Origin of the sequence: Pseudoalteromonas qingdaonensis (genome assembly GCF_038739665.1) — a bacterium.
GTDB classification, from domain to species: Bacteria; Pseudomonadota; Gammaproteobacteria; order Enterobacterales; family Alteromonadaceae; genus Pseudoalteromonas; species Pseudoalteromonas qingdaonensis.
This window is the reverse complement of the sequence record NZ_JBCGCU010000022.1, coordinates 1-25,094: the sequence shown is the minus strand read 5'-3', so window position 1 is coordinate 25,094 and position 25,094 is coordinate 1. Positions and strand designations below refer to the sequence as shown.

Sequence of the window (25,094 nt, the reverse complement as noted above, 5' to 3'; positions counted from 1 at the left end):
AATACATGGCAGATCTTATTTGGCTTTTTATCTTGTGCATGGCGCTGGGAAGTGTAGTGGGTTTTCTCGCTGGTCTGTTAGGCATAGGTGGCGGCCTGCTTATTGTGCCTGCGCTCAGCGCGCTGCTGGTGCATTTTCATGTCACCGATGTTGAACATGTATTGGTAATAGCCATTGCCACCTCTTTGGCCTCGATTTTATTTACCTCAACGTCCTCGGCTTTGGCCCACCATCGCAACCAAAATGTGCCCTGGGAAGTGGCGCCTTCGGTACTCTTCGGTGTGTCTACCGGCGCCCTGATCAGCGGTTTTATGGCCAGCTATATACCTCAGCAGGGACTCAAAGCAATTTTTGCCGTAGCGGTCATATTTATCGCTATGCGAATGATCTATTCCAGCCATAAGGCGACCAGCACCCGACCCATGCCATCAAATCTGGTGGTGGCCGGTTCAACTTCTATTCTCGGTGCCTTGTCCGGCTTAATAGGAATTGGTGGTGGGGCCCTTATCGTTCCCTTGCTGAACTATTTTTCCGTGGATATGAAAAAGGCCATTGGCTGCGCCGCGGTCAGCGGTATTGCCATTGCGCTGTTTGGCTGCTTGGGTTACATTGCCTCCGGGTGGCAGGTGCAGGACATCAGCGATGGTTTTGTTGGCTTTGTTTATGTACCCGCGCTGGCCGGCATAGTTGCTACGTCCTGGTTTACAGCCCCCTTTGGTGCGCGCGCTACGCATTATTTACCCGTTTCACATATTAAAAAAATCTTCGCCTTACTGCTGGTGATCATCGCCTTACGTATGGTGTTTAGCTAGGCAAAAATAAAATTATGGCTTTAGAATTTCCACAAATTGACCCGGTGATTTTCGAAGTAGGGCCGCTGGCCGTGCGCTGGTATGGTTTGATGTACTTAGTTGGCTTTGTGCTGGCCATGTGGCTGGCAAACCGCCAGGCTGCTAAACCCGGCTCGGGGTGGAGCAAAGAAGAAGTCAGCGATCTGTTATTTTACGGCATGCTTGGGGTTATTCTCGGTGGCCGCTTGGGTTATGTATTCTTTTATCAATTCTCTTATTTCCTTGAAAACCCGCTTTATTTATTCCGCATAGATCAAGGTGGTATGTCTTTCCACGGCGGCACGCTTGGGGTAATTGCCGCCATATTCTGGTTTGCTAAATCGCGCGCTAAGTCGTTTTTCGCCGTGGGTGACTTTGTGGCGCCTCTGGTGCCACTCGGCCTGCTGGTGGGGCGCATAGGTAACTTTATTAATGGCGAGTTGTGGGGGCGCACCTCGGATGTACCCTGGGCCATGGTGTTCCCAACCGGCGGGCCGGATGCGCGTCACCCGTCACAATTATATGAAGCATTTTTCGAAGGCCTGGTGCTCTTCCTTATTTTGCAGTGGTTTATTAAAAAGCCGCGCCCAGCGGGCAGTGTTTCAGGGCTATTCTTGCTCGGTTACGGTAGCTTCCGTTTTGCCATTGAGTATTTCCGCGAGCCGGACGCCCACTTAGGCTTATTAGGCGGCATTATGTCTATGGGACAGATTTTATCCCTACCCATGATTATTATCGGTGGTGCGTTTATCTACTGGGCGCACAGCAAAGCGGATAACGCCGCGGTATCGACAGCGAAGAAATAAGGAAGCAAAGATGAAACAGTATTTAGACTTATGTCGTCGCATCGTTGATACCGGCACCTGGGTGGAAAATGAGCGTACCGGGATCCGTTGTTTGACCGTGATTAATGCGGACTTGGAATACAATGTTGCTGCCAACGAATTTCCACTGATCACTACCCGCAAAAGCTTTTTTAAGGCGGCCATTGCCGAGTTGCTTGGCTATTTGCGTGGCTATGACAGCGCCGCTCAGTTTCGCGATATTGGCTGTAATACCTGGAATGCCAATGCCAACGAAAACCAGGCCTGGTTGAATAATCCCAACCGTCGCGGTGAAGACGATATGGGCCGTGTTTATGGCGTGCAGGGCCGCAGCTGGCAAAAGCCGGACGGCACGCATCTGGATCAGTTAAAGAAGGTGGTTGATAACCTCAGTCGTGGTGTCGATGACCGCGGTGAGATCATCACCTTTTATAATCCCGGTGAGTTTGAGCTGGGTTGTTTGCGTCCTTGCATGCATACTCACACCTTCTCGCTGTTGGGTGACACCTTGCACCTGACCAGCTACCAGCGCTCATGCGATGTGCCCTTGGGTCTAAACTTTAACCAGATCCAGGTTTTTACGCTGCTGGCCTTGGTGGCGCAGATCACCGGCCATAAGCCGGGTATGGCGTATCATAAAATTGTTAATGCCCATATTTATGAAAACCAGCTTGAGCTGATGCGTGACGTGCAGCTAAAGCGTGAGCCTTTCCCGTCGCCGCAACTGCACATCAATCCAAAGATCAAATCCCTGGAAGATTTGGAAACCTGGGTGAGCACGGATGACTTTGAGATCTCCGGTTATCAGCATCATGAGGCTATTCGTTATCCGTTTGCGGTGTAACTCAACTCACCCATCTTCTTGCCGCCCCGTCTAAGGGCGGCAAGCATCCGCCGCAAGCAATCAGCAAATCTCACGCCTTAGCCAATTACTTGGCACCTTCAATATTCACCCTTGGGTGCAAGCCTTATCCTGTATGGGTGCTCTGCTGCTTACCCCTTTTTTGTAGTAAATTATACTGGCTGAAGCAGTTTGCGAGACATCTTGGCGCTGATTTTGCTTATAACCCCTTAGAGATAAATTCTACGGGTGAATGATGCGATATCTAATTTTATCGGCAACCTTAGCGTTAACTGCTTGCGCACAATCCGAGTCCAGTATTTTGCACAGTGAGCGCTCTCAAGACGGGCAATTATCAACGCAGGCGATCCATGGGCATACGCAGCGCCTTGCCGAGCAGCTGCTGGCGCGTACGCATGGCAATGAGAAATACCAAGGGGAGTTTGTCCTAACCGGGCGTATTGCCGTCGGCACCTTCTTACCCATTAAACAATTAGCGCATGACTCGCAGCACCCTAAGTTGCATGATCTCGGTCTGCAATTGCAAGATGGCTTTATCACCTTGATGGCTCAGGCTGGTTTTGAGGTGGTCGAGTATAAGCAAAGTGACAGCATCTATATGCAGATGGAGCAGGATAAGATGCTTAGTCGCGATGTGATGCGTTTAACGCAGCGCCATAACCTAGATTATTACCTAACCGGCACCCTGTTGCGCCAACAAGACGGCTATGTGGTGAATGCGCGGCTGATCAAACTCGACACCCAGCAAGTGGTGGCAGCGGCAACGGATTATCTCCCCGCAAATGTGTTCTGGCCCGAGCAAAAAAGCATACTGCGCCACGGCCAGATTTACAGAGAAGAATACTAGGGTCTGTTGACCTTTGTTGTTCGTTTCTGCAGCAGTTTGTAGTGTATTTATACAAGGCGGCACATGTGTGGTGTAGTTATTCTACATGAACATGTAACAACACAGTAGAAATGCGCTACAAGCGCTGCCCTACGGGTTCATCTAAACGCATCCTGCTCTGTGTTACTCGCTATGAACATAGGCGAGCAAGACCGAAGCAATGCTTCGCAGCTTAGCGAGGTGAGCGCATGGATGCGCGATGTAACCAAGCTTCATGGATGAATTTGACCACATAAATCAGTGATTATATTCATCAGAATGCGCTTAGATTGAACATAAAGTAAACCGCAAAGATAAACAGACCCTAGTGAATAGGAGAGAAAAATGAACAAGCTAGCACTTATTTTGGCCTTGGCTGCACTGGCTGGGTGTGCCCAGCAGCATGATGCACCGAACACAGATGAGGCAAGCGCTCAGGTGGAGCTTAAAGGGGGCGAGGTGAACCGCAGGCTCGATGTGGACGATGCCTTTTTTCAGGGTAATCGCGCCTATTACCCGCAGCCACATCTAGTTGTGGGGAACAAAACCATTAACGCTTATATTCAGGGGTTGGCCCATGATCTCGCCGCCAATCTCGAGCAAGTATCGACAACAACGGCGCTGGCTGTTACTACCTTTGCTTATGTTGACAGCGATTTAAATCAGGGCAGCCTGCTGGGTAACCATGTGGCCGAGTCCTTTATGCACGAATTTCACCAACTGCGTGTGCCGGTGATCGACTTTAAGCTGACCCAGCATATTCGCGTCACGCCCCAAGGGGATTTTGCTTTGAGCCGTGATTATCTGGAGCTGGAAAATGCCACGGCAGCGCAATATATACTGACCGGCACCTTGACTCGACACCAAGATGGAGTTTTGGTTAATGCCCGTATTGTGGGTGTGCAAAGCCGTACTGTGGTGGCCAGCGGCCAAACCTTACTGCCCCGAAATCGGGTGTTAGCGTTACTGCAAAGTCAGCAGGAAAATAATGGTACTTTATTGAAAAATTAACTAAAGAAAGCCCAGAGTAGGCCGATAGCACCCAAGCTAAGTATTTATTATTAAGGAAGTTATAGTATGCGAACTTGGGTTTTTCTTGCTGTGTCGGCGCTCTCTCTTTCTACCTTGTCTGGGTGTGCGCACCATCACCATGGTGATGACCATCAAACCCGAGATATTTACGAAGGAAAGCAGGTAACCAGAGTACATCATGGGCATTCTGTGGGTCACTCCAGCAGCCATCGCAGCGCCCGTACCCATCATCATCATGGTTATGAGCTTACTCGCCTTTACACTGAGGGCAATGTAAAAACACATGCCAGTGAGCCAGCTCAATCAAGTCTGCCATGGACACCGCCTTTTTCTGCCTATCGTCCACGCTCAACTCATAAGCTGATCGGTGATTATGCAGAGCAACTTTCCATGCGTCTGATTGAAAACCTTAATGTTAATATCGCTTCAGGGCGTGTTGCCGTGGCCAGCTTTGTGGAGTTGGACTCATCGCTAAAGCGCACCAACTTGCTGGGTAACCAGTTGGCAGAAAGCATGATCACTGAGTTGCAGGAGTTTGGATTACAGGTTGTGGACTTTAAGGCCACCGGTGATATCCGCGTCACTCAGCAGGGGGATCTGGCCTATTCACGTGACTTTGCCGAGTTGGCACAACATCAAGCGGTGGACTATATCCTCTCAGGAACCCTGACCTATACTGACCGAGGTGTCATAGTCAATGCCCGCATCTTTGGCAGCAAGGACAGGGTAGTGATCGCCTCTGGTAAAGGTTTTATTCCACACTTTGTTGTCGAAGGCATGTACCCAGCCAGCTATCGTGACGGTTTAGGTCGTTAATCGATAACAAATGGGCTTGATTATCAAGCACCTAGCCTTATAATCAAGCCCAGTTCTAAACGGCTTCTAGGCCCCTTAGTTAAATGGATATAACAACCCCCTCCTAAGGGGTAGTTGCAGGTTCGATTCCTGCAGGGGCCGCCATCTTATTGTGCTGCGAAATAAGCGGCCAAATCGTCACTGCCACCTATATGCTCGCCACCAATAAAGACTTGCGGCACGGTTTCACGACCTGTGATGGCCTTAAGGCTGGTGAGCGACACGCTGTTACCTAGGGTGATTTCTTCAAACGCCAGGCCTTTCTCTGTCAGCAGATTCTTTGCCTTAGTGCAAAAAGGGCAGCCGGGTTTGCTAAACAGGCTGACCGGTTGAGGTTTTACCTGCTGCGGGTTGATGTACTCCAGCATGGTATCGGCATCGGACACCTCAAAGGGGTCGCCGGGCACATCTGCTTCAATAAACATTTTCTCAATCACGCCATCTTTAACCAGCATGGAATAACGCCAGCTGCGCTTGCCAAAACCAAGGTCGTTTTTATCCACCAACAAGCCCATGCCATCGGTAAATTCGCCGTTGCCGTCGGGTAGCAGGGTGATGTTGCCCGCCTCCTGGTGTTGCGCCCAGGCATTCATAACAAAGGTGTCATTTACCGAAACACAAACTATGTCATCGACACCATTTTGTTTAAACACCGCGGCTAATTCGTTATAGCGGGGCAAATGGGTGGACGAACAGGTTGGCGTAAAGGCGCCGGGCAGGGCGAAAACGATCACGGTTTTGCCAGCAAAAATATCCTCGCTGGTGCGCTTTTGCCATTGCTCATTGTCACGAATGGCGAAGGTAACGTCGGGGACGCGCAGGCCTGTGCTGTTTTTAAATTGGCTCATTGGTTTTAATCCTTATCTAATCAATGAGCCCAGTATGCCAAAATGATTTTAATCATTAAAATGGTTTAATGTGATTAAGTTAATCGCTTTTTTGGATGGTTTGCTCTGTCATTTTTCTGCTTCAATTTATGATCACCAGATCATTGAGCTGAATATTCTGCAGCGGCCTTTTTGAGACATTGCTGGCAACGGCGCTGTGCTGGTATAGCTGAGTGATTTTGACCCGATAAAGGGTGGTGATCTGGCGCGGCAAATGCTTACCCTCATAGGTGATTGCCTGGTTGTGATGGGCCAGGGTGAGCTCTTGTCCCAAGTTCAAGCCGTTGTCTTTGCCAAGATTAATAATGAGCTGTTGATCCTCGATATGTTTAATTTGCCCCTTGCTTGGCAAGCATTGCAGCGCCTGATTAAGGTCATACATAACTTGCTGGCTAAGGGCACTGATACCGCGGCCATACTGGCTTTGCCAAAAGGTGCCGCTGTGCACATCGACCAGAGTGGTTTTATCAAAATCCCAGGGTGCCTGAGTGTGATAGGCCTGCTGCCAGATTTTTTCAAAGCTCAGGGCATCAAACAGTATAAATTCCACGTTAAAAAAGCGCTCAAAGCTGTCATCGGCCCAAAATGCATACTTGCTGTTGAGCTGCTGCCCTAAGGAAACATCCGTGATGTGTGAGAGCAGTACAAACTGGCTATTGCTGGCATTACCTACATAATCGATAAGCTGCTCATCATAGTCGTATTGCTGTGAAAAAAAGGGCGCCACATGCAGGGGGTCTTTAAAATAGGGAGTCGGGTGCACATTCAAATCTGCCTGACTCATTAGTGCAAAGAGCTGCTTGCTAAAGGCTCGTGGAATGTCAAATATTTGACCATAGCGGGCTTGCTGCGGATTGGCAAATCCGGCTTGGGTCAGGGCAAAATGATTGCGCAAGCCGCTTTGCTGGCATTGCTGGATTTCGGCATCTGCTTGTATATCGAGCTGCAAGGTCACGCTCAACATGCCGTTTTGTTGTTGCTCTTCAAGCACATGGATTTGCTGCACCTGGCCATGGCTCTGTATCGTTAAGCTATCTTGCGTTAACACTCCCTGGCTTAGGGTCTGCACGCTCGAAAGCGAAATCCCAGAGTATTGTAATGCCTGAGTAATGGCATCATTAATGGCTTGTTGGCGCGCCTCGGCGCTGCTTTGTCCGGCCAGGGGTGCAACCCCTGTGGTTTGTAGCCATTGAGCCGCTGCATACTGGCTGTAGGCAGAAAATAGCAGGGCGCATAGAAAAGCTGGGTATCGCATAAAAGTCTGTCGTCGGATCTTACTTGGGTTAAAGCCAGCAAAGAACATACCAGGTTAATCTAGCACACGCTTTTTTGGCATTTTTTGTGCATACTTAAGGCAATCATTTTTAGTCGTGGAAGTGGAGAGCAAGATGCTGCGTCAAGTGGGCATAATTCTAGGGTTGGTGATAGGCGCCACAGGTTGTAGCTCAATGTTCGATAAACATGTTGAGTATGGCATCACAAAGCCGGACAGTTACCCTGTGTTACAAGCTGTGGGTTATGCACCCATAGCACCGCAACCGGGTGAAACCGCCGAGCAAAAATCCCTGATGGCGATGAAGGCATCCAAGATAGAGGCCTATCGCGAGCTGGCGGAGCAGGTATATGGTCAGCAGTTAAGCGGACACACCCAGCTTGCTCAAGCGATTGCCACCGATGATCAGCTTGAGGCCAAGGTGCAAGGGGTGATCCGTGGTGCCAAGGTGATGCGCAGTTATGTGGTTGGCGACAGTTATGCTACCGAGCTGGAGCTGGATATGAAGCGGGTTTACGATCTTTATATAAATGAGACCAAGCCGCGCAAGGTTAAAAAGGTCAGCTACTACTAGAGTGGATGGCTGTAGCTCGGGCTTTGCCGCCATCATTGTCGGCCTTTTAGGCCGACAATAGAGCAATGCAGGAGCACATTGCCGATAAGCCCGACAAAAGATAACCCAGTCTCATTGTCGGCGCAGAGCACCGACTTGCAAGGCTAAAGCCTCGCCCACTGCACCGACCTACAAAATTAGGCTTTAAGGTTACGTACTAGTTTATTGTCGCTGCGGTCAATGGCGCCGTCGGCGGCGTAGGTAATGGAGCTGGGCGCGCCTATGAGGATATCTTTTAGCTGCTTAACGCTTAATTGTGCCTGGTGGGCTGCTTGGGCATTGATTTGATTTTGCTTTTGGCACTGGGCAAGGAGTTCCCGAGCCTTGTCGATCAACGCTTGTTCTTGCTCATCTCGTTCACCTTGGTGAGTCAGTAACTGAGCAATATGTTGGTCTTGTTTGTGGATTTGGGTTAGCGCTTGCGCCTTGATTGGGGTGAGGGCTTTTAAGTCGGTGCCGCTGCGCCCAGCAATGGCGGTAAGCTCGTCATTGAGCAAAGCCAGCAGCTCATTTAGGCTGCTTTGCTGTTGTTTTAGAGCCAGGATGAGTGCCGAATCAGCCATACACATCAAACTCGAATGCGGCGATATTCTTCGCCAGCTTTTCGTTGTCGATCTGGTATTTACCTGCGGCGATGGCCTTCTTCAGCTCGGCAACCTTCTGTTCATCGAATCCCGAAGAACGCTCGGCCTTTTCTTGCAATGAACGCATTTGTCTTGCCTGTGGAGTGAGACTCACAGAATCGCTCGCGGCTTTGACATCGGCTTTAGCGGCAGCGCCAGAGGCCTGAGATTGCGCCGATTTTTGCTGCTCGATTTTTTGTTGCGGGCTATTATACACCGCGCCTTGCTGGCTCTTATTTACTTGATTAACCATGTCTTATACCTGAGCTAAACTGACCTTTGGATATTTATCGGCCATTTACGCCATTACTTTAGCATATAATTTAGATATTCACTGCAACGGTTTCAACCGCTGTGACTTGAGCGCTGAGCAGGCGTCCTGATTTGCGGTTGCGAACCCGGATATTCTCGCCCAAGCCACCATCCTCTAGGGCTTCGCCCACGGTTTTAATGGTTAAGCCATTGATTTTTGCGATGATAGTTACGCTATCGCCCTTACACACCATGCACAGCTGACTGAGGTTAATAGGCAAGCCTTGGCGTATGGTGCGTTTACTGCGACTGCCTATCACTAACTCCGGCGCTTCCACATAGCGGGCGCGAACAAAATGCTGAGGTCTTAGCTCGGTGCTGACATCCGTGGCCGTGATGATCTGACCACGGGCAATATGACTGTTGGCCACCACTATGGGGGAGAGTTTGTCGATGCGCACATGCACGTATTGGGTCCACAGTGCTGGTGCCGGACATTTTAGCTGCACCGTCACCTGACGGTTGAAAGGAGGCTCGCTGGCGGTGGAGAGTTCTGGTGGCTGAGCGCAGTAGCGCTCGCCGATACGTGCATCCAGGTCTATGGCCTGTACTTGCAGCTCTTGCTGCGGCTTAATCTGTGCCAAGGCGATAATATGTTGCTCTGCTATGGTTTGTAAGCGCTCACGACTATAGTCATCGCCAAGGGGCGTTTTTGCCTCGGAAAAAGGACTTGAAAATAGAGCGTTCAGCAGCCATAAGCCATGAATAAAGATGATTTTTTTGAACATGCTAAGGGCCTTTCGACTATGCTTATTGCACAAAACAGGGTATAAATACAGGGCGTCAAATAGCAGACGCGCTAACGTAATTATGCTGATATGACCTATTCGAAGCAAAAAGCGTTCCTATCTAGCGCATACAGGCGCAAATCTGTCATTTTAAGTCAAAGCTAGGAGAACCCCGATGGCTGGTATTTTAGACTCTGTCAATCAACGCACCCAGCTGGTGGGGCAAAATCGCCTCGAACTTTTGTTATTCAAACTTAAAGGGCGTCAGCGCTTCGGTATTAATGTGTTTAAGGTGCGTGAAGTACTGCAATGTCCTGCGTTGACTAAAATGCCCAAGAGTAACCCTTATATTCGCGGTGTTGCCCATATTCGCGGGCAAACCATTTCCGTGATTGATCTGTCGATGGCCGTGGGTGGCCCGGCGATCACAGATACCCAGGATAGCTTTGTTATTATCACAGAGTACAACCGTTCGGTGCAGGGATTTTTGGTCGGGGGTGTCGAGCGCATCGTTAATATGAATTGGGAAAAAATCATGCCGCCGCCTTCGGGGGCTGGTCGCTATTCCTATTTGACCGCCGTTACCGAGATAGAGCAGGAGCTGGTGGAGATCCTTGATGTTGAAAAGATCCTGGCCGAGATAAACCCGGTCAATACCGAAGTCAGTCAGGGCATTGCCGAAGATGGCGAAATGCAACGGGATATTGGCGATCGCATCATCTTTATCGCCGATGATTCGGCGGTAGCACGCAACCAGGTAAAGAGAGCGCTGGAACCGCTAGGGGTGCAAACCGAGCTGGCTAAAAACGGTAAGGAAGCCTTGATACGCTTAAAGGAAATAGCCGAACTTGAGTGTCAAAACCATATAACCGAGCGAGTGGCGCTGTTGATCTCCGATGTGGAAATGCCGGAAATGGATGGCTACACTTTAACTGCTGAGATAAAAGCGGATCCTAAGCTCGCGCCCATGCACGTGGTTTTACACACCTCGCTTAGCGGGGTGTTCAATCAAGCCATGATTGAGAAGGTGGGAGCCGATGACTTTATCGCTAAATTTAATCCGGACGAGTTGGCGAGTGCGGTGAAAAAATGGGTGCATAACGGCTAAGGCTTGTGTCACTTATACTAATTAATCACCACTAAGTGAGTCGTAGATTGGAAAATAAGCATTTACAGCTTAACGAATATAATCAGTTTCGCGCCTTTTTAGAGCAGCAATGCGGCATAGTGCTTGGCGACAACAAGCAGTATTTGGTTAAAAGCCGATTAGCACCCTTGATGGCGCGTTTTGGTGTCGATACCCTGTCGCAACTGGTGCAAAAAACCTTAAATGTGCATGAGCGGCAACTTCGTGCCGCCGTGGTCGATGCCATGACCACCAACGAAACCTTGTGGTTTCGCGATCAATACCCGTTTGAGTTACTGAAAAATCGGTTATTACCCGAGTTTTCAGGCTTAGGGCGACCACTTAAGATCTGGTCCGCCGCCAGCTCTTCCGGTCAGGAACCTTATTCTATCGCCATGACTTTGGCTGAATACCAGCAAAGCCGCCCCGGTGCGCTAAGAGGTAATGTACAAATTGTTGGCACCGATATCTCTAACAGTATGCTGGAGGTGTGTAAAAAAGGTGAATATGACGCCCTGGCCTTAGCTCGAGGGCTGAGCGCTGAGCGCCGCCGTAAGTTTTTTACCGAAAGCGATAACGGCATGGCCCGGGTTAACGACAATATCAAGCGCATGGTCAACTTTCGCCATCTTAATCTGCTTGATTCTTATGCCTTACTGGGCAAGTTCGACATTATCTTTTGCCGCAATGTGCTGATTTACTTCGCTCCCGAGATCAAGGCAAAAATCATTGCCCAATTTTCCCAGGCACTGAATCCCGGCGGCTACCTCCTGCTCGGCGCCAGCGAGTCCATGACAGGACTGAGCAACGACTTCACCATGGTGCGTTGTAACCCCGGTATCATCTACCAAAAAAACGTTTAAAAACAATCAGTTAAAATCTCTGGTATAAGAATTGCTGTAGCCTTTTCCACAGTCAAAAATTTGGAGAGGCTATGGCTATCAGTTTTGATAAAGCGTTTGGGGTGCATCCCCAGGCTATGCTTATACGTTCGCAGCGCGCCGAACTCCTGGCGTCAAATATTGCCAATGCAGATACCCCAGGATACAAGGCCAAAGACATAGACTTTGCCAGCGCCCTAAAAGCGGCAAAAAGTGGGCAGCTAAGCGGCAACCGACTCACTACCACACACCCGGAACACCTCCACGCAAGCACACAAATGAATTTGGGTGTAGCTAAATATCGTGTTCAAAATCAATCAGATACAGGTGATGGTAACTCTGTTGATGTGCAAGTGGAACGGAACTTGTATACACAGAACGCCATAGAGTATCAGGCCAGCCTAAGTTTTATGACCAGCAAGATTTTAGGTCTTAAGAAAGCGCTAGGCGGTCAAGGAGCATAACCATGAGTTTATTTAACGTTTTTGATGTTGCCGGCTCGGCGATGAGTGCACAGAACGTGCGCCTCAATACCACCGCCAGTAACCTTGCGAATGCCAACTCGGTGAGCTCCTCAGTGGAACAAACCTACCGTGCTCGCCAACCTGTGTTTGCTGCCCAGTTGCAGCAAGCTCTGGGTAAAGAGCATGGAGAGTCTGTAGGCGTGAAGGTCTTGGGTGTAGTGCAAAGCGATAAGCCATTGCAGGTCGAATACAATCCCAATCACCCCATGGCGGATGCCAAAGGCTATATCTACAAACCCAATGTCAATGTGGTGGAAGAGATGGCCAATATGATTTCTGCCTCGCGTTCCTATCAGACCAATGTGCAAATCGCCGATTCGGCCAAGCAAATGCTTACTAAAACATTACAGCTTGGTCGCGGGTAAAGTGAGGATAGAGCATGAGTAATGATGTGCAATCAACCTCGGGTTTAGGGTCGCTATATTGGAACGGCAACCAGCCCAAAACAGAGGAAAAAAATGATGAGTTAACGCAAGCGGACTTTTTCAGCTTGCTGACTCAGCAATTGTCTTATCAGGACCCGAGTAAACCGGCGGATAACGACCAGATGATTGCGCAAATGACCAGCTTCACCATGGCTGAGGGGATCTCCAAACTCAATGAAAACTTTGAGTCCTTAGCGGCATCCATGACCTCGAACTCTGCCTTGCAGGCTTCTACCTTGGTTGGCAAGAAGGCGCTGCTGGAGTCAGACAGCATAGAGCTTAACAGTGGTGAAGTCAGTAAGGGTACGGTATTGGCACCTGAGGCGGTGGATAATCTGACCCTGACTATCAAAGATAGCAGCGGACAAATTATCGATACCGTGGATTTAGGTGCGCAAAGTGCCGGTGCTATCCGCTTTGAGTGGGACGGTCTTGACGCCGATGGTCAACCCTTCCCGCCGGGTGAGTATCAAATTGTCGCCGAGGGCAGCATTAATGGCGAGTACAGCGCCTTGTCCCTGGCAACCTTTAAGAATATTGAGAGCGTCAATATCAATGGCGCAAATGGAATTATCGTCAATACCAAAGAAGGCGCGGTGCGACTGTCTGAGGTAGCGGAAATTTCTGTGTAACAGCTGCGCCGTTAGGCACTAACCGAAGAGGTGAAACATGAGTTTCAATATCGCATTAACCGGGCTTGCTGCAGCCCAGAAAGACTTGGACGTTACCGCGAACAACATTGCTAACGTTAACACCACGGGCTTTAAAGAGTCCCGCGCCGAATTTGCCGATGTGTATGCGGCTTCGGTATTCAGTGCCGGTAAAACCAAAAGTGGCGACGGTGTGCAAACCACCATGGTGGCACAGCAATTCCACCAGGGCTCACTTAAATTTACCAATAATGCCCTGGACTTGGCGATCACAGGCGATGGTTACTTTGCCATGACCGACAGTTTGGCGTCGCAAGATATGACCTACACCCGCGCCGGTGCCTTTAAGCTTAACGACGATAACTTTATGGTCGATGCCAAGGGTAACTTCTTGCAAAGTTTCCCGGTTGACCCCAGCTCAGGCGACACCTCATCGGTGAGCCTAAGCACCGCCAATCCGATTCAGATCCCCGATGCCTCGGGTTCGCCGCGCGCCACCCAAAACGTGTACTCGTCTTTTAACCTGGATGCCACCGCGGATGCACCAGGATTGGCTTTTGAGCCAACCGAACGAGCCACCTATAACTCATCGACCTCAACCACGGTTTATGATTCACTGGGTGAGCCGCATATTTTGCAGTATTTCTTCGTGAAAAAAGACCCAGCTACCAATCCAAACGAGTGGGAAGTCTATGGCACCTTGGATGGCAAGGTGATCAACCCAGGCACAGGCGAAGAGCAGACAGCACCTTTTTCTCCCTTGGTGGAGTTTGGCTTTGATGCCAGCGGCTTGCCGGCGACCACCAATGGCAACACAAACGTAACGCCCAGCACCTTTGATGAAATTACTTTACCAGGGGGGCCGGGAGCAGGCTTGTCGACCTTGTTAGACAATGGCGCTACCTTCCCAGACTCGGGTGTTGAGCTTAACTGGCGTGACGAAGGCAACACCGCCAACAAGGTGCCGACCCAGTATGCCAGTCGCTTCGAGGTGAAAGCCCTGGAACAAGACGGCTCTACGGTAGGTCGCTTGGCGGGCATCGACATTGGCTCCGATGGTAAGATAGTAGCCTCGTACAGCAATGGCGATTCTACCTTCCTGGGTCAGGTAGCCATGGTACGCTTCCCTAACTCGCAAGGCTTGCAGCAGGTAGGTAACACAGGCTGGAAACAGAGCATCGAATCTGGTGAGCCCATTGCCGGTGAGCCGGGTACAGGTACCCTTGGAACCATTAACTCCTCGGCGCTGGAGCAATCGAACACCAACCTGACCAACGAGCTGGTGGACTTGATCACCGCCCAGCGTAACTTCCAGGCCAACTCGCGAGCACTGGAAGTGAACTCAACACTGCAACAGAATATCCTGCAGATCCGCTAAGGACTTCTAAGGCCACTTTTAAGTGGCCTTTTTTATCTCTGCTGCTGTCGACCTTTGCCGCCCGACGAATTATGTGCATTCGTTGATATGTCGTTGTAGGTCGGCATTAGCACCGACCTGTAAATGACAAATATGCACATTCATTGTAGGTCAGACTTAAGTCTGACAATTGGCCTTTGCAAGGCTAAAGCCTCGCCCACAACACCGAGCTGTTATTTTCTTGCCTTGCCAAATTTGACGAATGAAATAAACGTATTGGTATCAATCTTGCTTTTCCTACCCTAGTTAGAATTGTGGGAGCAAGCCAATGGATAAAATGCTGTATATAGCAACTTCCGGAGCCAAGCAAAGCCTGTTGGGCATGGCGGTTAAAAGTAATAACCTGGCCAATGCCAACACCACGGGGTTTAAAGCCGATATTGCTCAGGCACGGTCGATGCAGGCCTTTGGTGAGGGTCTGCCGACCCGAGTTTTCGCCTTGCAGGAGCGAGCCGGAACCAACACCAGTGCCGGCGGCATTTCCGCGACTGGGCGTGATCTCGATATCGCCATGAGCGAGCAAGGTTGGCTTAGTGTCCTTGATGACACCGGTAATGAAGCCTATACCAAGGCCGGTTCGCTAAGCATCACCCAGGAAGGCCTGCTGGTGGACCGTGAAGGTCGACAGGTGGTCGGCGAGGGTGGTCCGGTTATTCTGCCCCTGCCCATAGAAAAGGTCAGTTTTAGTAAGGATGGCACTATACAGGTTCGCCCACAAGGCGCGCCTGCCAACTTCTTAGAAGAGGTGGACAGGCTGAAAATAGTGCAGGCCACGGGTCGCCAAGTGGAAAAAGGTAATGACGGCTTGTTTCGTGCCCGCGAGGGTCAAAACATTGACGTTTCCACTGAGGTCTCCATTATTCCCGGCGCGCTGGAGACATCCAACGTCAATCCAGTGCATGAAATGGTGGACATGATCAGCCATCAGCGCCAATTCGAATTACAAGTCAAGCTAATGAAAACCGCCGAAGAAAATGATCAGCGTGCCGAAGCATTGCTGCGCATCGTTTAGCCTTAGCGAGGAGTTAATAATATGAACCCAGCATTGTGGATCAGTAAGACCGGGCTCGATGCCCAACAAACCGATATTTCGGTGATTTCCAACAACCTCGCCAACGCGAGCACGGTGGGCTACAAAAAAAGCCGCGCTATTTTTGAAGACTTACTTTATCAAAATATTAACCAGCCGGGTGGACGTACATCTGCAGATACTGAAAGCCCATCAGGCTTGATGTTAGGCGCCGGCGCTAAAGTGGTTGCCAACCAAAAGAACTTCTCGCAGGGCAATATGCTCAGCACAGAAAACTCTTTGGATTGGATGATCCAGGGCCAGGGCTTTTTTGAGGTGTTATTGCCCGATGGCAATATTGCCTATAGCCGTAACGGCCAGTTCACCACGGATGAAGATGGCCGCGTTGTTACCAGTGGTGCCGGTTTCCCGGTGCAGCCGGAAATGAATGTGCCTGACGACGCTCAGTCATTGACCATTTCCCAAGATGGCGAGGTTTCTGTACGCATCGCCGGTCAGGCGGATAACGTGGTGATCGGCCAGTTGGTGATCAGCGACTTTATCAATCCATCGGGTTTGGAGCCCATGGGTCAAAACCTCTACACCGAAACCGCGGTTAGTGGCGCGCCGGTGCAAGGTAACCCTGGCGTCGATGGTCTTGGCATTATCGTCCAGGGAGCACTGGAAACCTCGAACGTGAATGTCACCGAGGAGCTGGTGAACCTGATCGAAACTCAGCGTATATACGAGATGAACTCCAAGGTGATCTCATCCGTGGATCAGATGTTGAGCTACATTAATCAGCAACTCTAAGGCGGCATTATGATGACTAGGTCTTTATGGGGGGCGGTTGGCTTGTCGGCGACCCTGGCACTAAGCGGGTGTGAATCGACGCAAAACGCCACAGTGGTGGCGGACGACCCTTATTACGCCCCCATGTATCCGCAGCAGACACCACAAAACATCAATAATAACGGTGGCTTGTTTAACCCCATGCTGGCCAATGACCTGTACGCAGATCAAAAGGCTCTGCGTACCGGCGACATTATTACCGTGGTGCTGCGCGAGTCGACCCAGGCATCAAAAACGGCGAAAACGGAAACCGATAAGGAAACCGAAGTCGGGCTGGACCCTGTGATTGGCCTTGGCGGCAACCCGGTCAATATCGGCGGCGACAGCATAGAGCTGGGAGTGAAGTCCAACACCGCCTTTACCGGCGATGCCAAGTCGAATCAGTCAAACAGCCTGGCGGGCAATATTTCCGTTAACGTGATGCAGGTATTGCCCAACGGTAACCTGGTGATCCGCGGGGAAAAATGGCTCACTCTTAATACCGGTCAGGAATTTATTCGCCTTGAAGGCATAGTGCGCCCGACCGATGTCAGCGCACAAAACACGGTAGAAAGCAGCCGCATTGCCAACGCCCGTATTCAATACTCGGGTAAGGGTGATATGCAGGAAGCGCAAAGTGCCGGTTGGCTGTCGCGCTTCTTTATGGGCAGCTTGTTTCCGTTTTAAGGAGTATGTATATGCAGTGGCTTAGCGTTATTATCGCCGTCTTTTTGACCCTGACAACCCTGCCGGCTCAGGCCGAGCGCATCAAGGATGTGGCCATGGTTGAGGGCGTGCGTAGCAACCAGTTGGTGGGCTATGGTTTGGTGGTGGGCTTGCCCGGTACCGGCGAAAAAGACAGATACACGCAGCAAAGCTTTAAGGCCATGCTCAATAGCTTCGGCATAACCTTGCCGGCTAATTTGCAGCCGAAGATCAAAAACGTTGCCGCCGTTGCCGTTCATGCTGAGATGCCGGCTTTTATTAAGCCGGGGCAAACCATGGATGTCACCGTGTCTTCCATCGGCAGCGCCAAAAGCCTGCGTGGTGGTACCTTGCTGCAAACCTTTTTAAAGGGTATCGACGGCAATGTCTACGCCCTGGCTCAGGGCAGCTTGGTCGTCGGTGGTCTCGGTGCCGAGGGTCTTGATGGCAGCCAAGTAATGATCAACACCCCAACTGTGGGGCGTATCGCCAATGGTGCCACGGTAGAGCGAGCCATTCCCAGCCCCTTTACCCAGGGTGACTTTATTACCTTTAACCTTAATCGTCCTGATTTCACTACCGCCAAACGCCTGTCCGATACCATCAATAACCTGCTTGGTGGTGGCACCGCTACGGCCATGGATGCCGCTTCGGTACGGGTGTTGGCACCGCGTGATATGGGGCAGCGGGTCGCCTATTTGTCGACCTTAGAGAACCTTGAGTTTGAACCGGCCGACAATGCCGCGAAAATCATAGTTAATTCGCGCACCGGCACCATAGTAATTGGCAAAAACGTTAAGTTGCAGCCAGCGGCCATTACCCATGGCGGCCTCACGGTAACCATTGCCGAGAATGCCCAGGTGTCGCAGCCTAACGCCCTAGCCGGTGGCGATACCGTGGTCACCAATCAAAGTATTATCGATGTGCGCCAGGACGACTCCCGTGCCTTTGTATTCGACCCAGGCGTGAGTTTGGACGACCTGGTTCGCGCCATCAATGAGGTGGGCGCCGCCCCAGGTGATCTTATGGCGATACTGGAAGCGCTTAAAGAAGCCGGTGCCATTAATGGCCAGCTAGTGGTGATCTAGGCGAACTCAACCTTTGCCGCCAGGGATGGCGGTAGTAGAGCAATGCTGGAGCATGCCGATAAGCCCGACGAATTATGTGCATTCGTTGATATGTCGTTGTAGGTCAGACTTAAGTCTGGCAATTGGCCTTCGCAAGGCTGAAGCCTCGCCTACAGATAACTGTATGTATTGTCGTGTAGTCGGGCTTTGCCGCCAAGGATGGCGGTAGTAGAGCAATGCAGGAGCAATTGCCGATAAGCCCGCCGAATTATGTGCATTCGTTGATATGTCGTTGTAGGTCAGACTTCAGTCTGACAATTGGCCTTTGCAAGGCTGAAGCCTCGCCCACAAAACCGACCTACAAGACTCTTGGTATACAAATTGCTTTGCTTACAGCATTAATTGCTCACATGGTTTAAATCTCGTCAGCACTATGGATGCCAATCAACTACAAACACAAAGTGTATTTGACCTAACCAGCTTGGACAGGTTGCGTCAGGACGCTCTCAAGCAGCCCAAGGGCAGTGAAGGTGAGCGCGCGGCACTGAAGCAGGCGGCGCAGCAATTCGAGTCAATTTTCACGCAGATGCTGCTTAAAAGCATGCGCCAAGCTAATGCCGCTTTCGAGGATGAAAACAGCCCTTTTAACGCCAGCAGCGTCAAATATTTTCAGGACATGCACGACCAGCAGTTATCCAGCGAGCTATCGCAAAACGGCTCCTTAGGATTGGCGGATATCATAGTGCAGCAACTCTCGCCAGAGCAGGGCAAATATATTCCGGCGGAGGTCTTGCGTCTGCCGCAGGTGGCAAATACTCGCTCAGCTCGCTCAGTTAAAGGCGAAGAAAAGGGCGAAGAAAAGAGCAGCAACACCCAAATGCAAGTCGAGTCAGCCAATGTGAAAGCTGCCACAGAGGCTAAGACCGAAACACAGCCCAAGGTCGAAACGCCCAGTTTCCAAAGTGCCCAGGACTTTATTGAGGGCGTGTGGCAATTTGCCCGCCAGGCAGCGGCAAAAATTGGCGTCCATCCTGGCGTTATGGTGGCTCAGGCGGCGCTTGAAACCGGCTGGGGGAAACATATTATTCAATCTGCCAACGGCGACAGTTCTAATAACCTCTTTAACATCAAGGCCCATCGTGATTGGCAAGGAGCCAGCACCTCTAAAACCACGGTGGAGTATGAGCAGGGTGTGGCGGTAAAGCGCAATGAGCCGTTTCGCATGTATGACTCCTTGCAACAAAGCTTTGACGACTTTGTCTCGTTTTTACAAAGCAATCCCAGATATCAACAGGCGCTGGCGGTGGCCGATAAGCCCGCTGCCTTTATCGATGCCATCAGTGCGGCTGGTTATGCCACCGACCCCAACTATGCCAATAAAGTGAAGCGCGTTCTTGCTCAACCCGAATTTAAGGCCCTGGTAGGTACGCTACCAGGCATTGGAGACTAAGGTATGTCTTTTAATTTACTCAATATTGCCAGTAACGGCATCCGTGCCAGCTCCGAGCTGCTTAATACCACCAGTAAGAACATAACGAATGTGAACACCGCCGGTTATGTGCGCGAGCGCACCGAGCACGGCGGCACCATAGACAATCAAATTGGCCGCAGTGAAACCTATCGCCTGCTTAATGAGTTTGCCCAGCAGCAGCTTAATCGCGATACCTCAAACCGGGCTTTTTTCGAGCGTTTTACCGCCGATGCGGGACGTGTTGATACTATGTTCTCCGAGGAATCGACCAGCTTATCAACGCAAATTAATAACGTTTTTAATAACCTGCAAGAAGCATTAAACCAGCCGGCGAACAGCACTACCCGGTCCTTGTTCTTCAGCAATGCTCAGGGCTTTGTTGATCAGCTCCATACCTTGTCGGGGACGCTGAGCGAGCAACAGCAGACGGTCAATGACCAGCTCTACAGCTTAAGCCAGGAAGCAAACGGCTTGATTGGCAAAATCAGCGAGCTTAACAGTAAGATCGCCGCCGTACATGGCAGAGATTCACAAGCCAGCGCCAGCAATCTTTACAATGAACGCGACCTGGCGATTAAGGAGCTATCCGAGCTGGTTAATATCGAAACCACAGATGGCCCTCATGGCGAGAAGCTGGTGTTTATGAGCTCGGGTGAGTCCCTGGTGATGGAAAACGGCACCTTTAATATGTTCTCCCTGCAAGGAGACCCGGATCCCAGCAAGATGGAGCTCAAGCTCGATTTGCAAGATGGCAAAGCCATCGCCATCGATATCGACCCTAATACCCTGAAGGGGGAAATTGGTGGGGTGCTGGCCTATCGTGATGAGATCCTTATTCCGGCGCAAACCCAGCTTGGGCAAATGGCCTTGTCTTTTGCCGATGCCTTTAACCAGCAAAATAGACTGGGTATGGCGGGCAATGGCGAGTTAGGTGGTGATCTCTTTACCTTGCCGAGCGTTGTCGGTCTGGCCCATGGCAACAGCAATGCCGAACTCAGTGCTACCTTAGCGCCGGGGCAGGGCAGTAATATTCCCGCCAGTGATTTTCGTCTTGAGTTTACCGGCCCAAGTGCCAACGATGTTCTGGTGCAACCCATAGATGCTTCCGGCAAGGCCATAGGCACAGCATCGGCGGCCACCATAGCCGTCAATGGCGATGTGGACTTTGGTGGCAATGACTCTTTCGGCCTGCAAATTAATGTCAGTACCCTGGGTGCCATCGGCGATAAGGTGGATATCAAGCTCAATAGTGCTGCTGCCAGCCAGCTGACCCTGGCCACGGATCAGGGCGAACACCTGGCTCTGGCCTCGCCCATCCGCACCGAAACGAATATTAATAATAACTCCGAGGCCAGCATTAGCGCCGGCTCGGTAACCAGTATTGGCGCTGGCTTCCTACCCGGGCCGCCACCGAGCCTGGCCAATGGTGAGTTGACCCTCACCAAGGTTGCAGAGCCGGATCAATACACCCTGTCCGACAGTGCAAATTCGGTGACCTTCACCATGAGCGATCCCAAAGACAATATCCTCGCCCAGGCCGGCGCGCCCTTTGATAACTATGGTTTTGATTTTGATATTAAAGGCACGTCCGAGGTAGGGGACAGCTTTAGCGTCGAATTTAATGACCAGGGTTTTGATGATAACCGTAATGGTCAGGCCCTGGCGGGTTTGCAAAACCAGAATCTGGTGCGTCAAAGCGTGAATGCCCAAAATGATGGCAGCAATGGCAAAACCTTCAATCAGGCCTATGCCGGGACGGTGAGTGATATCGGTATGGTGACGGCGCAGGCACAAACCAGCTTTGGCGCCTTTAGCGCTTTAGAAGCCCAGTCAAATGCCTGGTATGAGTCGCTCTCTGGGGTCAACCTCGATGAAGAAGCCGCCAATTTATTGCGTTTTCAACAAAGTTATTCGGCGTCGGCCCGTATTCTGCAAACTGCCCAAACCGTTTTCGACACCCTGCTTAGCTCTGCGAGGTAACTGCTATGCGTTTATCAAATAATATGTTTTATCAAAATAGCCTGAACCAGTTACTGCGTAAGCAATCGGATGTATTACAGGCGCAAAACCAAGTGGACACCGGCGTGAAATACACTAGTGCCTCACAGGCTCCCAGCGACTATGCCCAGGCCATGTTGTTGGGTGACAAAATACAGATCAATGAGCAACACGAGAAAAACATCAATCTGCTCAGTAACCGCTTAAACATCCAGGAAAGTGTGCTGCAAAATATCAATACCACAATTCAGTATACCGAGGAGCTGGCGGTGCGTGCCGGTAACGGCGCCTTAAACGAGCAGGATAAAAAAGCCCTGGCCAGCGAGCTTAAAGAGCTGCAACAAACTCTGTATGACTTGATGAATACGCAAACGGAAGACGGCAAATTCCTGTTTTCCGGTTATCAAGATGCTAGTCAGGCCTATCAGTTTGACAGTGTCACTGGCGAGTATGAGTATCAGGGCGATCAGGGCCAGCATCAAATCACCATTGCCAATAACGTAAAAATCAACTCCAGCGATAATGGTTTTACCACCTTTGAACAGGTGGCGGCGCGACTTAATATTGCCAATACTGATTTGGGCACAGGCATAGCCGTTATTGCCGATCAGGGCGCGTTTGACGCCTTTCATCAGGCCAATTATGACGCTGCCAACCCAGCCAATAATACCTTTACTATTAATGTTCTTCCTCCAACTCCCCCGGCCACAGGGGATCAATATGAAGTAGTCGATAGTACGGGCACTGTGCTGCAAAGTGGCAACTACAGCGGTGAAGCGATTGAGTTTAATGGCATGAGCATAAGGGTGAGTGAGGGGGAAACCACGGCCACCGTGACCTTGGAAGCACCGCAAAAGCAAAACCTGTTAAATACCCTGGGTGATTTGATCAATACCCTCGAAGACGGCTCACTGACCAATGAGCAATACCACCATAACCTCGCCAATGCCAATGTGGGCTTGCGCAACGCGTCGGAAAAAGTGGTCTATACCCAGGCCACCTTGGGCGCACGCATGATAGCCCTGGAGCGAGTACAAGACAGTAACAGCGCCCGCGAGATCAACAATCAGGCGGCGCGCTCTAACTTGGTGGAAGTGGATATGGCCGCGGCCATCAGTGAATTGACGCAACATGAAACCGCCTTGCAAGCCTCTCAGGCCACCTTTGGCCGCTTGGCTAAGTTATCGCTGTTTGATTATATCGGATAACACAGTGTTGATTTTGCCGCCATGGTGGTACGTCGTTGTAGGTCGGGCTTTGCCGCCATGGTTGTAGGTCTGGCTTCCAGCCCGACAAAGATGCAGATCATTGGCCCATTGTCGGCGCAGAGCACCGACCTACAACCCGACAAAAGATAACCCCTGCCTCATTGTCGTTGTAGGTCAGACTTAAGTCTGATAATTGGCCTTTGCAAGGCTAAAGCCTCGCCCACAGTACCGACTTACAACCCGACAAAAGGTGGCTCTTTACTGCCGCGTTTGAGCTTGGTATTTGCCAGGCTGCAAAACAAGCGGCAATAAGCTGACGATGTGGGCAGGAAAAATGTTCGTCACTTATTTAAGTTGTTGATATTTAATGTTAAATAAATATTGGCACATTGTGTGAATATAACCAATAGAAAATAAAAATTCCAAGTGGTTCGCCTGATAGCAGGAACCACGGTTAACCTCTTAGGAGATGATTATGGCACTTACAGTCAATACCAATGTATCCTCGATCAACGCGCAGCGTAACCTGACAAAGTCCGGTGAAGGGCTCGCCACTTCCATGGAGCGTTTGGCGTCTGGTATGCGTATCAATAGTGCGAAAGATGACGCAGCCGGCTTGCAAATTTCAAACAGATTAACATCACAAATAAATGGTTTAGCAGTGGCACAACGTAACGCGAATGATGGTATCTCAATGGCGCAAACCGCTGAAGGTGCTCTTGCTGAATCGACCAATATATTACAGCGTATGCGTGAGCTTGCGCTGCAATCTGCGAATGGTTCAAATTCAGCAGAAGATCGTGCAGCATTGCAAAAAGAAGTGTCGCAATTACAAACAGAATTAACCCGTATCGCAGATACTACTTCATTCGGTGGTCAGAAACTTTTAGATGGTAACTTCGGCACAAAGTCTTTTCAAGTTGGTTCTAATGCTAATGAAACAATTGAAATGACTTTAAAAAGTATGAAAGCAAGTGATTTAGGTGTTGTGAAAGGTAAAACTGCTACAGTAGCAGGTTTTGATGCTACTAATATAGGTGCTGCAGCCGAAACTATAACGTTTGCAGTAACTGATGCAGATGGAACTAAATCAGTCAGTTTTGAAGTTGCTGCTGGTGCGGGCACCGATGATATGATTGATGCCATAAATGATAATGTAGGTTCTTTGGGTGTGCGTGCAATTTCAGACGGGGCGGGTTCTATTACTTTTTCAACAACGAATGAAGTAACCGCCTTTACTGCGGGCAGCTCTGTAGCAACTGGTGGAACTTTTGCTGCTGTTGCATCCCCTGGTGCAGCTACATTAGGCGTTGCTGATAGCGCTACCGGTGGTACCGCTGTTGGTTCAATTGACATCAGTGGGGCAGATGGAGCAGGGGCACAAGCAGCGCTTGAATCAATTGATGCAGCAATTAAACAGATTGATGACCAAAGGGCTGATTTAGGTGCTATCCAAAACCGCTTTAGTCACACTATTAGCAATTTAGCTAACATTCAAGAAAATGTTTCTGCTTCACGAAGCCGTATTCAAGATACTGACTTTGCAACAGAAACGGCTCAAATGACTAAAAACCAAATCTTACAACAAGCGGGTACATCAATCTTGTCGCAAGCAAACCAGATACCACAAGCGGCTATTAGCTTGTTAGGTGGTTAATTAAAGTTGTAACTTTATTTACGAAAAGCGCACAGGCTGCGCTTTTTTTATTGCATAACAATAAAATACCTAAGGTGTGTTGATCTTTCGTGACTAGTTTTTGAGCGGCATGGTAAAGAGTTATAATTTGCTTCGCCAAAAGTAAAAAAACAACTCAATACCATGCCGAGACTAATGCTAACTGATAAGCGGTGGCAAAAGCTACTTCAACTAATGAAGAGTACAGGCCGCATTTACAATAAACCAGAACACAGAATGACGTTTGAAGGGATACTCTTCCGGCTGAGAACAGGTATTCCGTGGCGTGATTTACCCACAGAATTTGGCAGTTGGAGCGCCGTTTATCGCCGCTTCAATTTGTGGTCGAAGAAAGGTTTATTGAATATGTTATTCAATGAGTTAGCCAAACTATCTGATTACG

At 50.1% G+C, this 25,094-nt stretch carries 27 protein-coding genes and 1 tRNA gene; 23 read left to right on the top strand and 5 right to left on the bottom strand.

Annotation, left to right across the window (positions count from 1 at the left end; all coding sequences use genetic code 11):
- Positions 1-5 precede the first annotated feature (5 nt).
- From WCN91_RS14490 to WCN91_RS14460, 7 genes are all read left to right on the top strand, one after another.
- The gene (locus WCN91_RS14490) at positions 6-812 is read left to right on the top strand and encodes a sulfite exporter TauE/SafE family protein (protein WP_342680084.1); all 807 of its coding nucleotides are present in this window, start codon (positions 6-8) and stop codon (positions 810-812) included.
- A gap of 14 nt (positions 813-826) precedes the next feature.
- Positions 827-1,636, top strand: a complete 810-nt coding sequence (gene lgt / locus WCN91_RS14485; RefSeq protein WP_342680083.1) for a prolipoprotein diacylglyceryl transferase — start codon at positions 827-829, stop codon at positions 1,634-1,636.
- A 10-nt stretch (positions 1,637-1,646) separates the two neighbouring features.
- A complete protein-coding gene (locus WCN91_RS14480; RefSeq protein WP_105258544.1) occupies positions 1,647-2,498 on the top strand; it encodes a thymidylate synthase in 852 nt (283 codons plus the stop codon).
- Positions 2,499-2,748: 250 nt separating this feature from the next.
- The gene (locus WCN91_RS14475; RefSeq protein WP_342680082.1) at positions 2,749-3,363 is read left to right on the top strand and encodes a FlgO family outer membrane protein; all 615 of its coding nucleotides are present in this window, start codon (positions 2,749-2,751) and stop codon (positions 3,361-3,363) included.
- Positions 3,364-3,726: 363 nt separating this feature from the next.
- Positions 3,727-4,392: a FlgO family outer membrane protein gene (locus WCN91_RS14470; protein WP_342680081.1), complete on the top strand. Its 666-nt coding sequence runs from the start codon at positions 3,727-3,729 to the stop codon at positions 4,390-4,392.
- Positions 4,393-4,458: 66 nt separating this feature from the next.
- A complete protein-coding gene (locus tag WCN91_RS14465) occupies positions 4,459-5,229 on the top strand; it encodes a FlgO family outer membrane protein (protein ID WP_342680080.1) in 771 nt (256 codons plus the stop codon).
- Between the two features lie 69 nt (positions 5,230-5,298).
- Positions 5,299-5,373, top strand: a tRNA-Arg gene (locus WCN91_RS14460).
- 2 nt (positions 5,374-5,375) lie between these two features.
- On the opposite strand, the gene WCN91_RS14455 is transcribed toward WCN91_RS14460, so the two are convergent.
- Complete coding sequence (locus WCN91_RS14455) at positions 5,376-6,116, bottom strand: glutathione peroxidase (protein WP_342680079.1); 741 nt, start codon at positions 6,114-6,116, stop codon at positions 5,376-5,378.
- A 121-nt stretch (positions 6,117-6,237) separates the two neighbouring features.
- Entirely contained in the window at positions 6,238-7,410 is a 1,173-nt protein-coding gene (locus tag WCN91_RS14450) for a flagellar assembly protein T N-terminal domain-containing protein (protein ID WP_342680078.1), read from the bottom strand.
- Positions 7,411-7,543: 133 nt separating this feature from the next.
- On the opposite strand from WCN91_RS14450, the gene WCN91_RS14445 reads away from it, so the two are divergent.
- Positions 7,544-8,002, top strand: a complete 459-nt coding sequence (locus WCN91_RS14445; RefSeq protein WP_342680077.1) for an LPP20 family lipoprotein — start codon at positions 7,544-7,546, stop codon at positions 8,000-8,002.
- Between the two features lie 176 nt (positions 8,003-8,178).
- Here the strand turns inward: WCN91_RS14445 and flgN are convergent, their stop codons facing one another.
- From flgN to flgA, 3 genes are all read right to left on the bottom strand, one after another.
- Complete coding sequence (flgN, locus tag WCN91_RS14440; RefSeq protein WP_342680076.1) at positions 8,179-8,604, bottom strand: flagellar export chaperone FlgN; 426 nt, start codon at positions 8,602-8,604, stop codon at positions 8,179-8,181.
- Positions 8,597-8,917, bottom strand: coding sequence for a flagellar biosynthesis anti-sigma factor FlgM (gene flgM / locus WCN91_RS14435; RefSeq protein WP_342680075.1), 321 nt, complete (start codon positions 8,915-8,917; stop codon positions 8,597-8,599). The genes flgN and flgM overlap by 8 nt, the downstream gene beginning before the upstream one ends.
- Before the next feature lie 70 nt (positions 8,918-8,987).
- The gene (gene flgA, locus WCN91_RS14430; RefSeq protein ID WP_342680074.1) at positions 8,988-9,704 is read right to left on the bottom strand and encodes a flagellar basal body P-ring formation chaperone FlgA; all 717 of its coding nucleotides are present in this window, start codon (positions 9,702-9,704) and stop codon (positions 8,988-8,990) included.
- Positions 9,705-9,879: 175 nt separating this feature from the next.
- Between flgA and WCN91_RS14425 the strand changes: the two genes are divergently transcribed.
- The 15 genes from WCN91_RS14425 to WCN91_RS14355 form a co-directional block, all read left to right on the top strand.
- Positions 9,880-10,812 carry a chemotaxis protein gene (locus tag WCN91_RS14425; protein ID WP_342680073.1) on the top strand — a complete coding sequence of 311 codons (933 nt, stop codon included), beginning with the start codon at positions 9,880-9,882 and terminating at the stop codon, positions 10,810-10,812.
- A 47-nt stretch (positions 10,813-10,859) separates the two neighbouring features.
- Entirely contained in the window at positions 10,860-11,693 is an 834-nt protein-coding gene (locus WCN91_RS14420) for a CheR family methyltransferase (protein WP_342680096.1), read from the top strand.
- A 71-nt stretch (positions 11,694-11,764) separates the two neighbouring features.
- A complete protein-coding gene (flgB, locus tag WCN91_RS14415) occupies positions 11,765-12,175 on the top strand; it encodes a flagellar basal body rod protein FlgB (RefSeq protein WP_342680072.1) in 411 nt (136 codons plus the stop codon).
- Between the two features lie 2 nt (positions 12,176-12,177).
- Positions 12,178-12,600: a flagellar basal body rod protein FlgC gene (gene flgC / locus WCN91_RS14410; protein WP_105254924.1), complete on the top strand. Its 423-nt coding sequence runs from the start codon at positions 12,178-12,180 to the stop codon at positions 12,598-12,600.
- Positions 12,601-12,614: 14 nt separating this feature from the next.
- Positions 12,615-13,292 (top strand): flagellar hook assembly protein FlgD, encoded by a 678-nt coding sequence (locus WCN91_RS14405; RefSeq protein WP_342680071.1) that lies wholly within the window; start codon positions 12,615-12,617, stop codon positions 13,290-13,292.
- Positions 13,293-13,329: 37 nt separating this feature from the next.
- On the top strand, positions 13,330-14,688 hold the full coding sequence (gene flgE / locus WCN91_RS14400; protein ID WP_342680070.1) for a flagellar hook protein FlgE: 1,359 nt from the start codon (positions 13,330-13,332) through the stop codon (positions 14,686-14,688).
- 307 nt (positions 14,689-14,995) lie between these two features.
- Positions 14,996-15,739 carry a flagellar basal body rod protein FlgF gene (locus WCN91_RS14395; RefSeq protein WP_342680069.1) on the top strand — a complete coding sequence of 248 codons (744 nt, stop codon included), beginning with the start codon at positions 14,996-14,998 and terminating at the stop codon, positions 15,737-15,739.
- Positions 15,740-15,760: 21 nt separating this feature from the next.
- A complete protein-coding gene (gene flgG, locus WCN91_RS14390; protein WP_342680068.1) occupies positions 15,761-16,549 on the top strand; it encodes a flagellar basal-body rod protein FlgG in 789 nt (262 codons plus the stop codon).
- A 12-nt stretch (positions 16,550-16,561) separates the two neighbouring features.
- Positions 16,562-17,254 carry a flagellar basal body L-ring protein FlgH gene (flgH, locus tag WCN91_RS14385; RefSeq protein ID WP_342680095.1) on the top strand — a complete coding sequence of 231 codons (693 nt, stop codon included), beginning with the start codon at positions 16,562-16,564 and terminating at the stop codon, positions 17,252-17,254.
- Positions 17,255-17,265: 11 nt separating this feature from the next.
- Entirely contained in the window at positions 17,266-18,360 is a 1,095-nt protein-coding gene (locus WCN91_RS14380) for a flagellar basal body P-ring protein FlgI (RefSeq protein WP_342680067.1), read from the top strand.
- A 412-nt stretch (positions 18,361-18,772) separates the two neighbouring features.
- Positions 18,773-19,789, top strand: coding sequence for a flagellar assembly peptidoglycan hydrolase FlgJ (flgJ, locus tag WCN91_RS14375; RefSeq protein ID WP_342680066.1), 1,017 nt, complete (start codon positions 18,773-18,775; stop codon positions 19,787-19,789).
- Positions 19,790-19,792: 3 nt separating this feature from the next.
- The gene (gene flgK / locus WCN91_RS14370) at positions 19,793-21,790 is read left to right on the top strand and encodes a flagellar hook-associated protein FlgK (RefSeq protein ID WP_342680065.1); all 1,998 of its coding nucleotides are present in this window, start codon (positions 19,793-19,795) and stop codon (positions 21,788-21,790) included.
- Between the two features lie 5 nt (positions 21,791-21,795).
- Positions 21,796-23,016 carry a flagellar hook-associated protein FlgL gene (gene flgL / locus WCN91_RS14365; RefSeq protein ID WP_342680064.1) on the top strand — a complete coding sequence of 407 codons (1,221 nt, stop codon included), beginning with the start codon at positions 21,796-21,798 and terminating at the stop codon, positions 23,014-23,016.
- A 475-nt stretch (positions 23,017-23,491) separates the two neighbouring features.
- On the top strand, positions 23,492-24,673 hold the full coding sequence (locus WCN91_RS14360; RefSeq protein WP_342680063.1) for a flagellin: 1,182 nt from the start codon (positions 23,492-23,494) through the stop codon (positions 24,671-24,673).
- A gap of 162 nt (positions 24,674-24,835) precedes the next feature.
- On the top strand, positions 24,836-25,094 hold a 259-nt coding region (locus tag WCN91_RS14355), incomplete at its 3' end, for a transposase (protein ID WP_342680062.1).

Coding starts and splice junctions, on each gene's coding strand:
- WCN91_RS14360 (WP_342680063.1), top strand. CDS start 23,492: ATGGCACTTACAGTCAATACCAATGTATCCTCGATCAACGCGCAGCGT.
- WCN91_RS14450 (WP_342680078.1), bottom strand. CDS start 7,410: ATGCGATACCCAGCTTTTCTATGCGCCCTGCTATTTTCTGCCTACAGC.
- flgN (WP_342680076.1), bottom strand. CDS start 8,604: ATGGCTGATTCGGCACTCATCCTGGCTCTAAAACAACAGCAAAGCAGC.
- flgM (WP_342680075.1), bottom strand. CDS start 8,917: ATGGTTAATCAAGTAAATAAGAGCCAGCAAGGCGCGGTGTATAATAGC.
- WCN91_RS14455 (WP_342680079.1), bottom strand. CDS start 6,116: ATGAGCCAATTTAAAAACAGCACAGGCCTGCGCGTCCCCGACGTTACC.
- flgA (WP_342680074.1), bottom strand. CDS start 9,704: ATGTTCAAAAAAATCATCTTTATTCATGGCTTATGGCTGCTGAACGCT.
- flgJ (WP_342680066.1), top strand. CDS start 18,773: ATGGATGCCAATCAACTACAAACACAAAGTGTATTTGACCTAACCAGC.
- lgt (WP_342680083.1), top strand. CDS start 827: ATGGCTTTAGAATTTCCACAAATTGACCCGGTGATTTTCGAAGTAGGG.
- flgE (WP_342680070.1), top strand. CDS start 13,330: ATGAGTTTCAATATCGCATTAACCGGGCTTGCTGCAGCCCAGAAAGAC.
- flgB (WP_342680072.1), top strand. CDS start 11,765: ATGGCTATCAGTTTTGATAAAGCGTTTGGGGTGCATCCCCAGGCTATG.
- flgC (WP_105254924.1), top strand. CDS start 12,178: ATGAGTTTATTTAACGTTTTTGATGTTGCCGGCTCGGCGATGAGTGCA.
- flgL (WP_342680064.1), top strand. CDS start 21,796: ATGCGTTTATCAAATAATATGTTTTATCAAAATAGCCTGAACCAGTTA.
- WCN91_RS14465 (WP_342680080.1), top strand. CDS start 4,459: ATGCGAACTTGGGTTTTTCTTGCTGTGTCGGCGCTCTCTCTTTCTACC.
- flgH (WP_342680095.1), top strand. CDS start 16,562: ATGACTAGGTCTTTATGGGGGGCGGTTGGCTTGTCGGCGACCCTGGCA.
- flgG (WP_342680068.1), top strand. CDS start 15,761: ATGAACCCAGCATTGTGGATCAGTAAGACCGGGCTCGATGCCCAACAA.
- WCN91_RS14480 (WP_105258544.1), top strand. CDS start 1,647: ATGAAACAGTATTTAGACTTATGTCGTCGCATCGTTGATACCGGCACC.
- WCN91_RS14475 (WP_342680082.1), top strand. CDS start 2,749: ATGATGCGATATCTAATTTTATCGGCAACCTTAGCGTTAACTGCTTGC.
- WCN91_RS14395 (WP_342680069.1), top strand. CDS start 14,996: ATGGATAAAATGCTGTATATAGCAACTTCCGGAGCCAAGCAAAGCCTG.
- WCN91_RS14380 (WP_342680067.1), top strand. CDS start 17,266: ATGCAGTGGCTTAGCGTTATTATCGCCGTCTTTTTGACCCTGACAACC.
- WCN91_RS14405 (WP_342680071.1), top strand. CDS start 12,615: ATGAGTAATGATGTGCAATCAACCTCGGGTTTAGGGTCGCTATATTGG.
- WCN91_RS14425 (WP_342680073.1), top strand. CDS start 9,880: ATGGCTGGTATTTTAGACTCTGTCAATCAACGCACCCAGCTGGTGGGG.
- WCN91_RS14470 (WP_342680081.1), top strand. CDS start 3,727: ATGAACAAGCTAGCACTTATTTTGGCCTTGGCTGCACTGGCTGGGTGT.
- flgK (WP_342680065.1), top strand. CDS start 19,793: ATGTCTTTTAATTTACTCAATATTGCCAGTAACGGCATCCGTGCCAGC.
- WCN91_RS14490 (WP_342680084.1), top strand. CDS start 6: ATGGCAGATCTTATTTGGCTTTTTATCTTGTGCATGGCGCTGGGAAGT.
- WCN91_RS14445 (WP_342680077.1), top strand. CDS start 7,544: ATGCTGCGTCAAGTGGGCATAATTCTAGGGTTGGTGATAGGCGCCACA.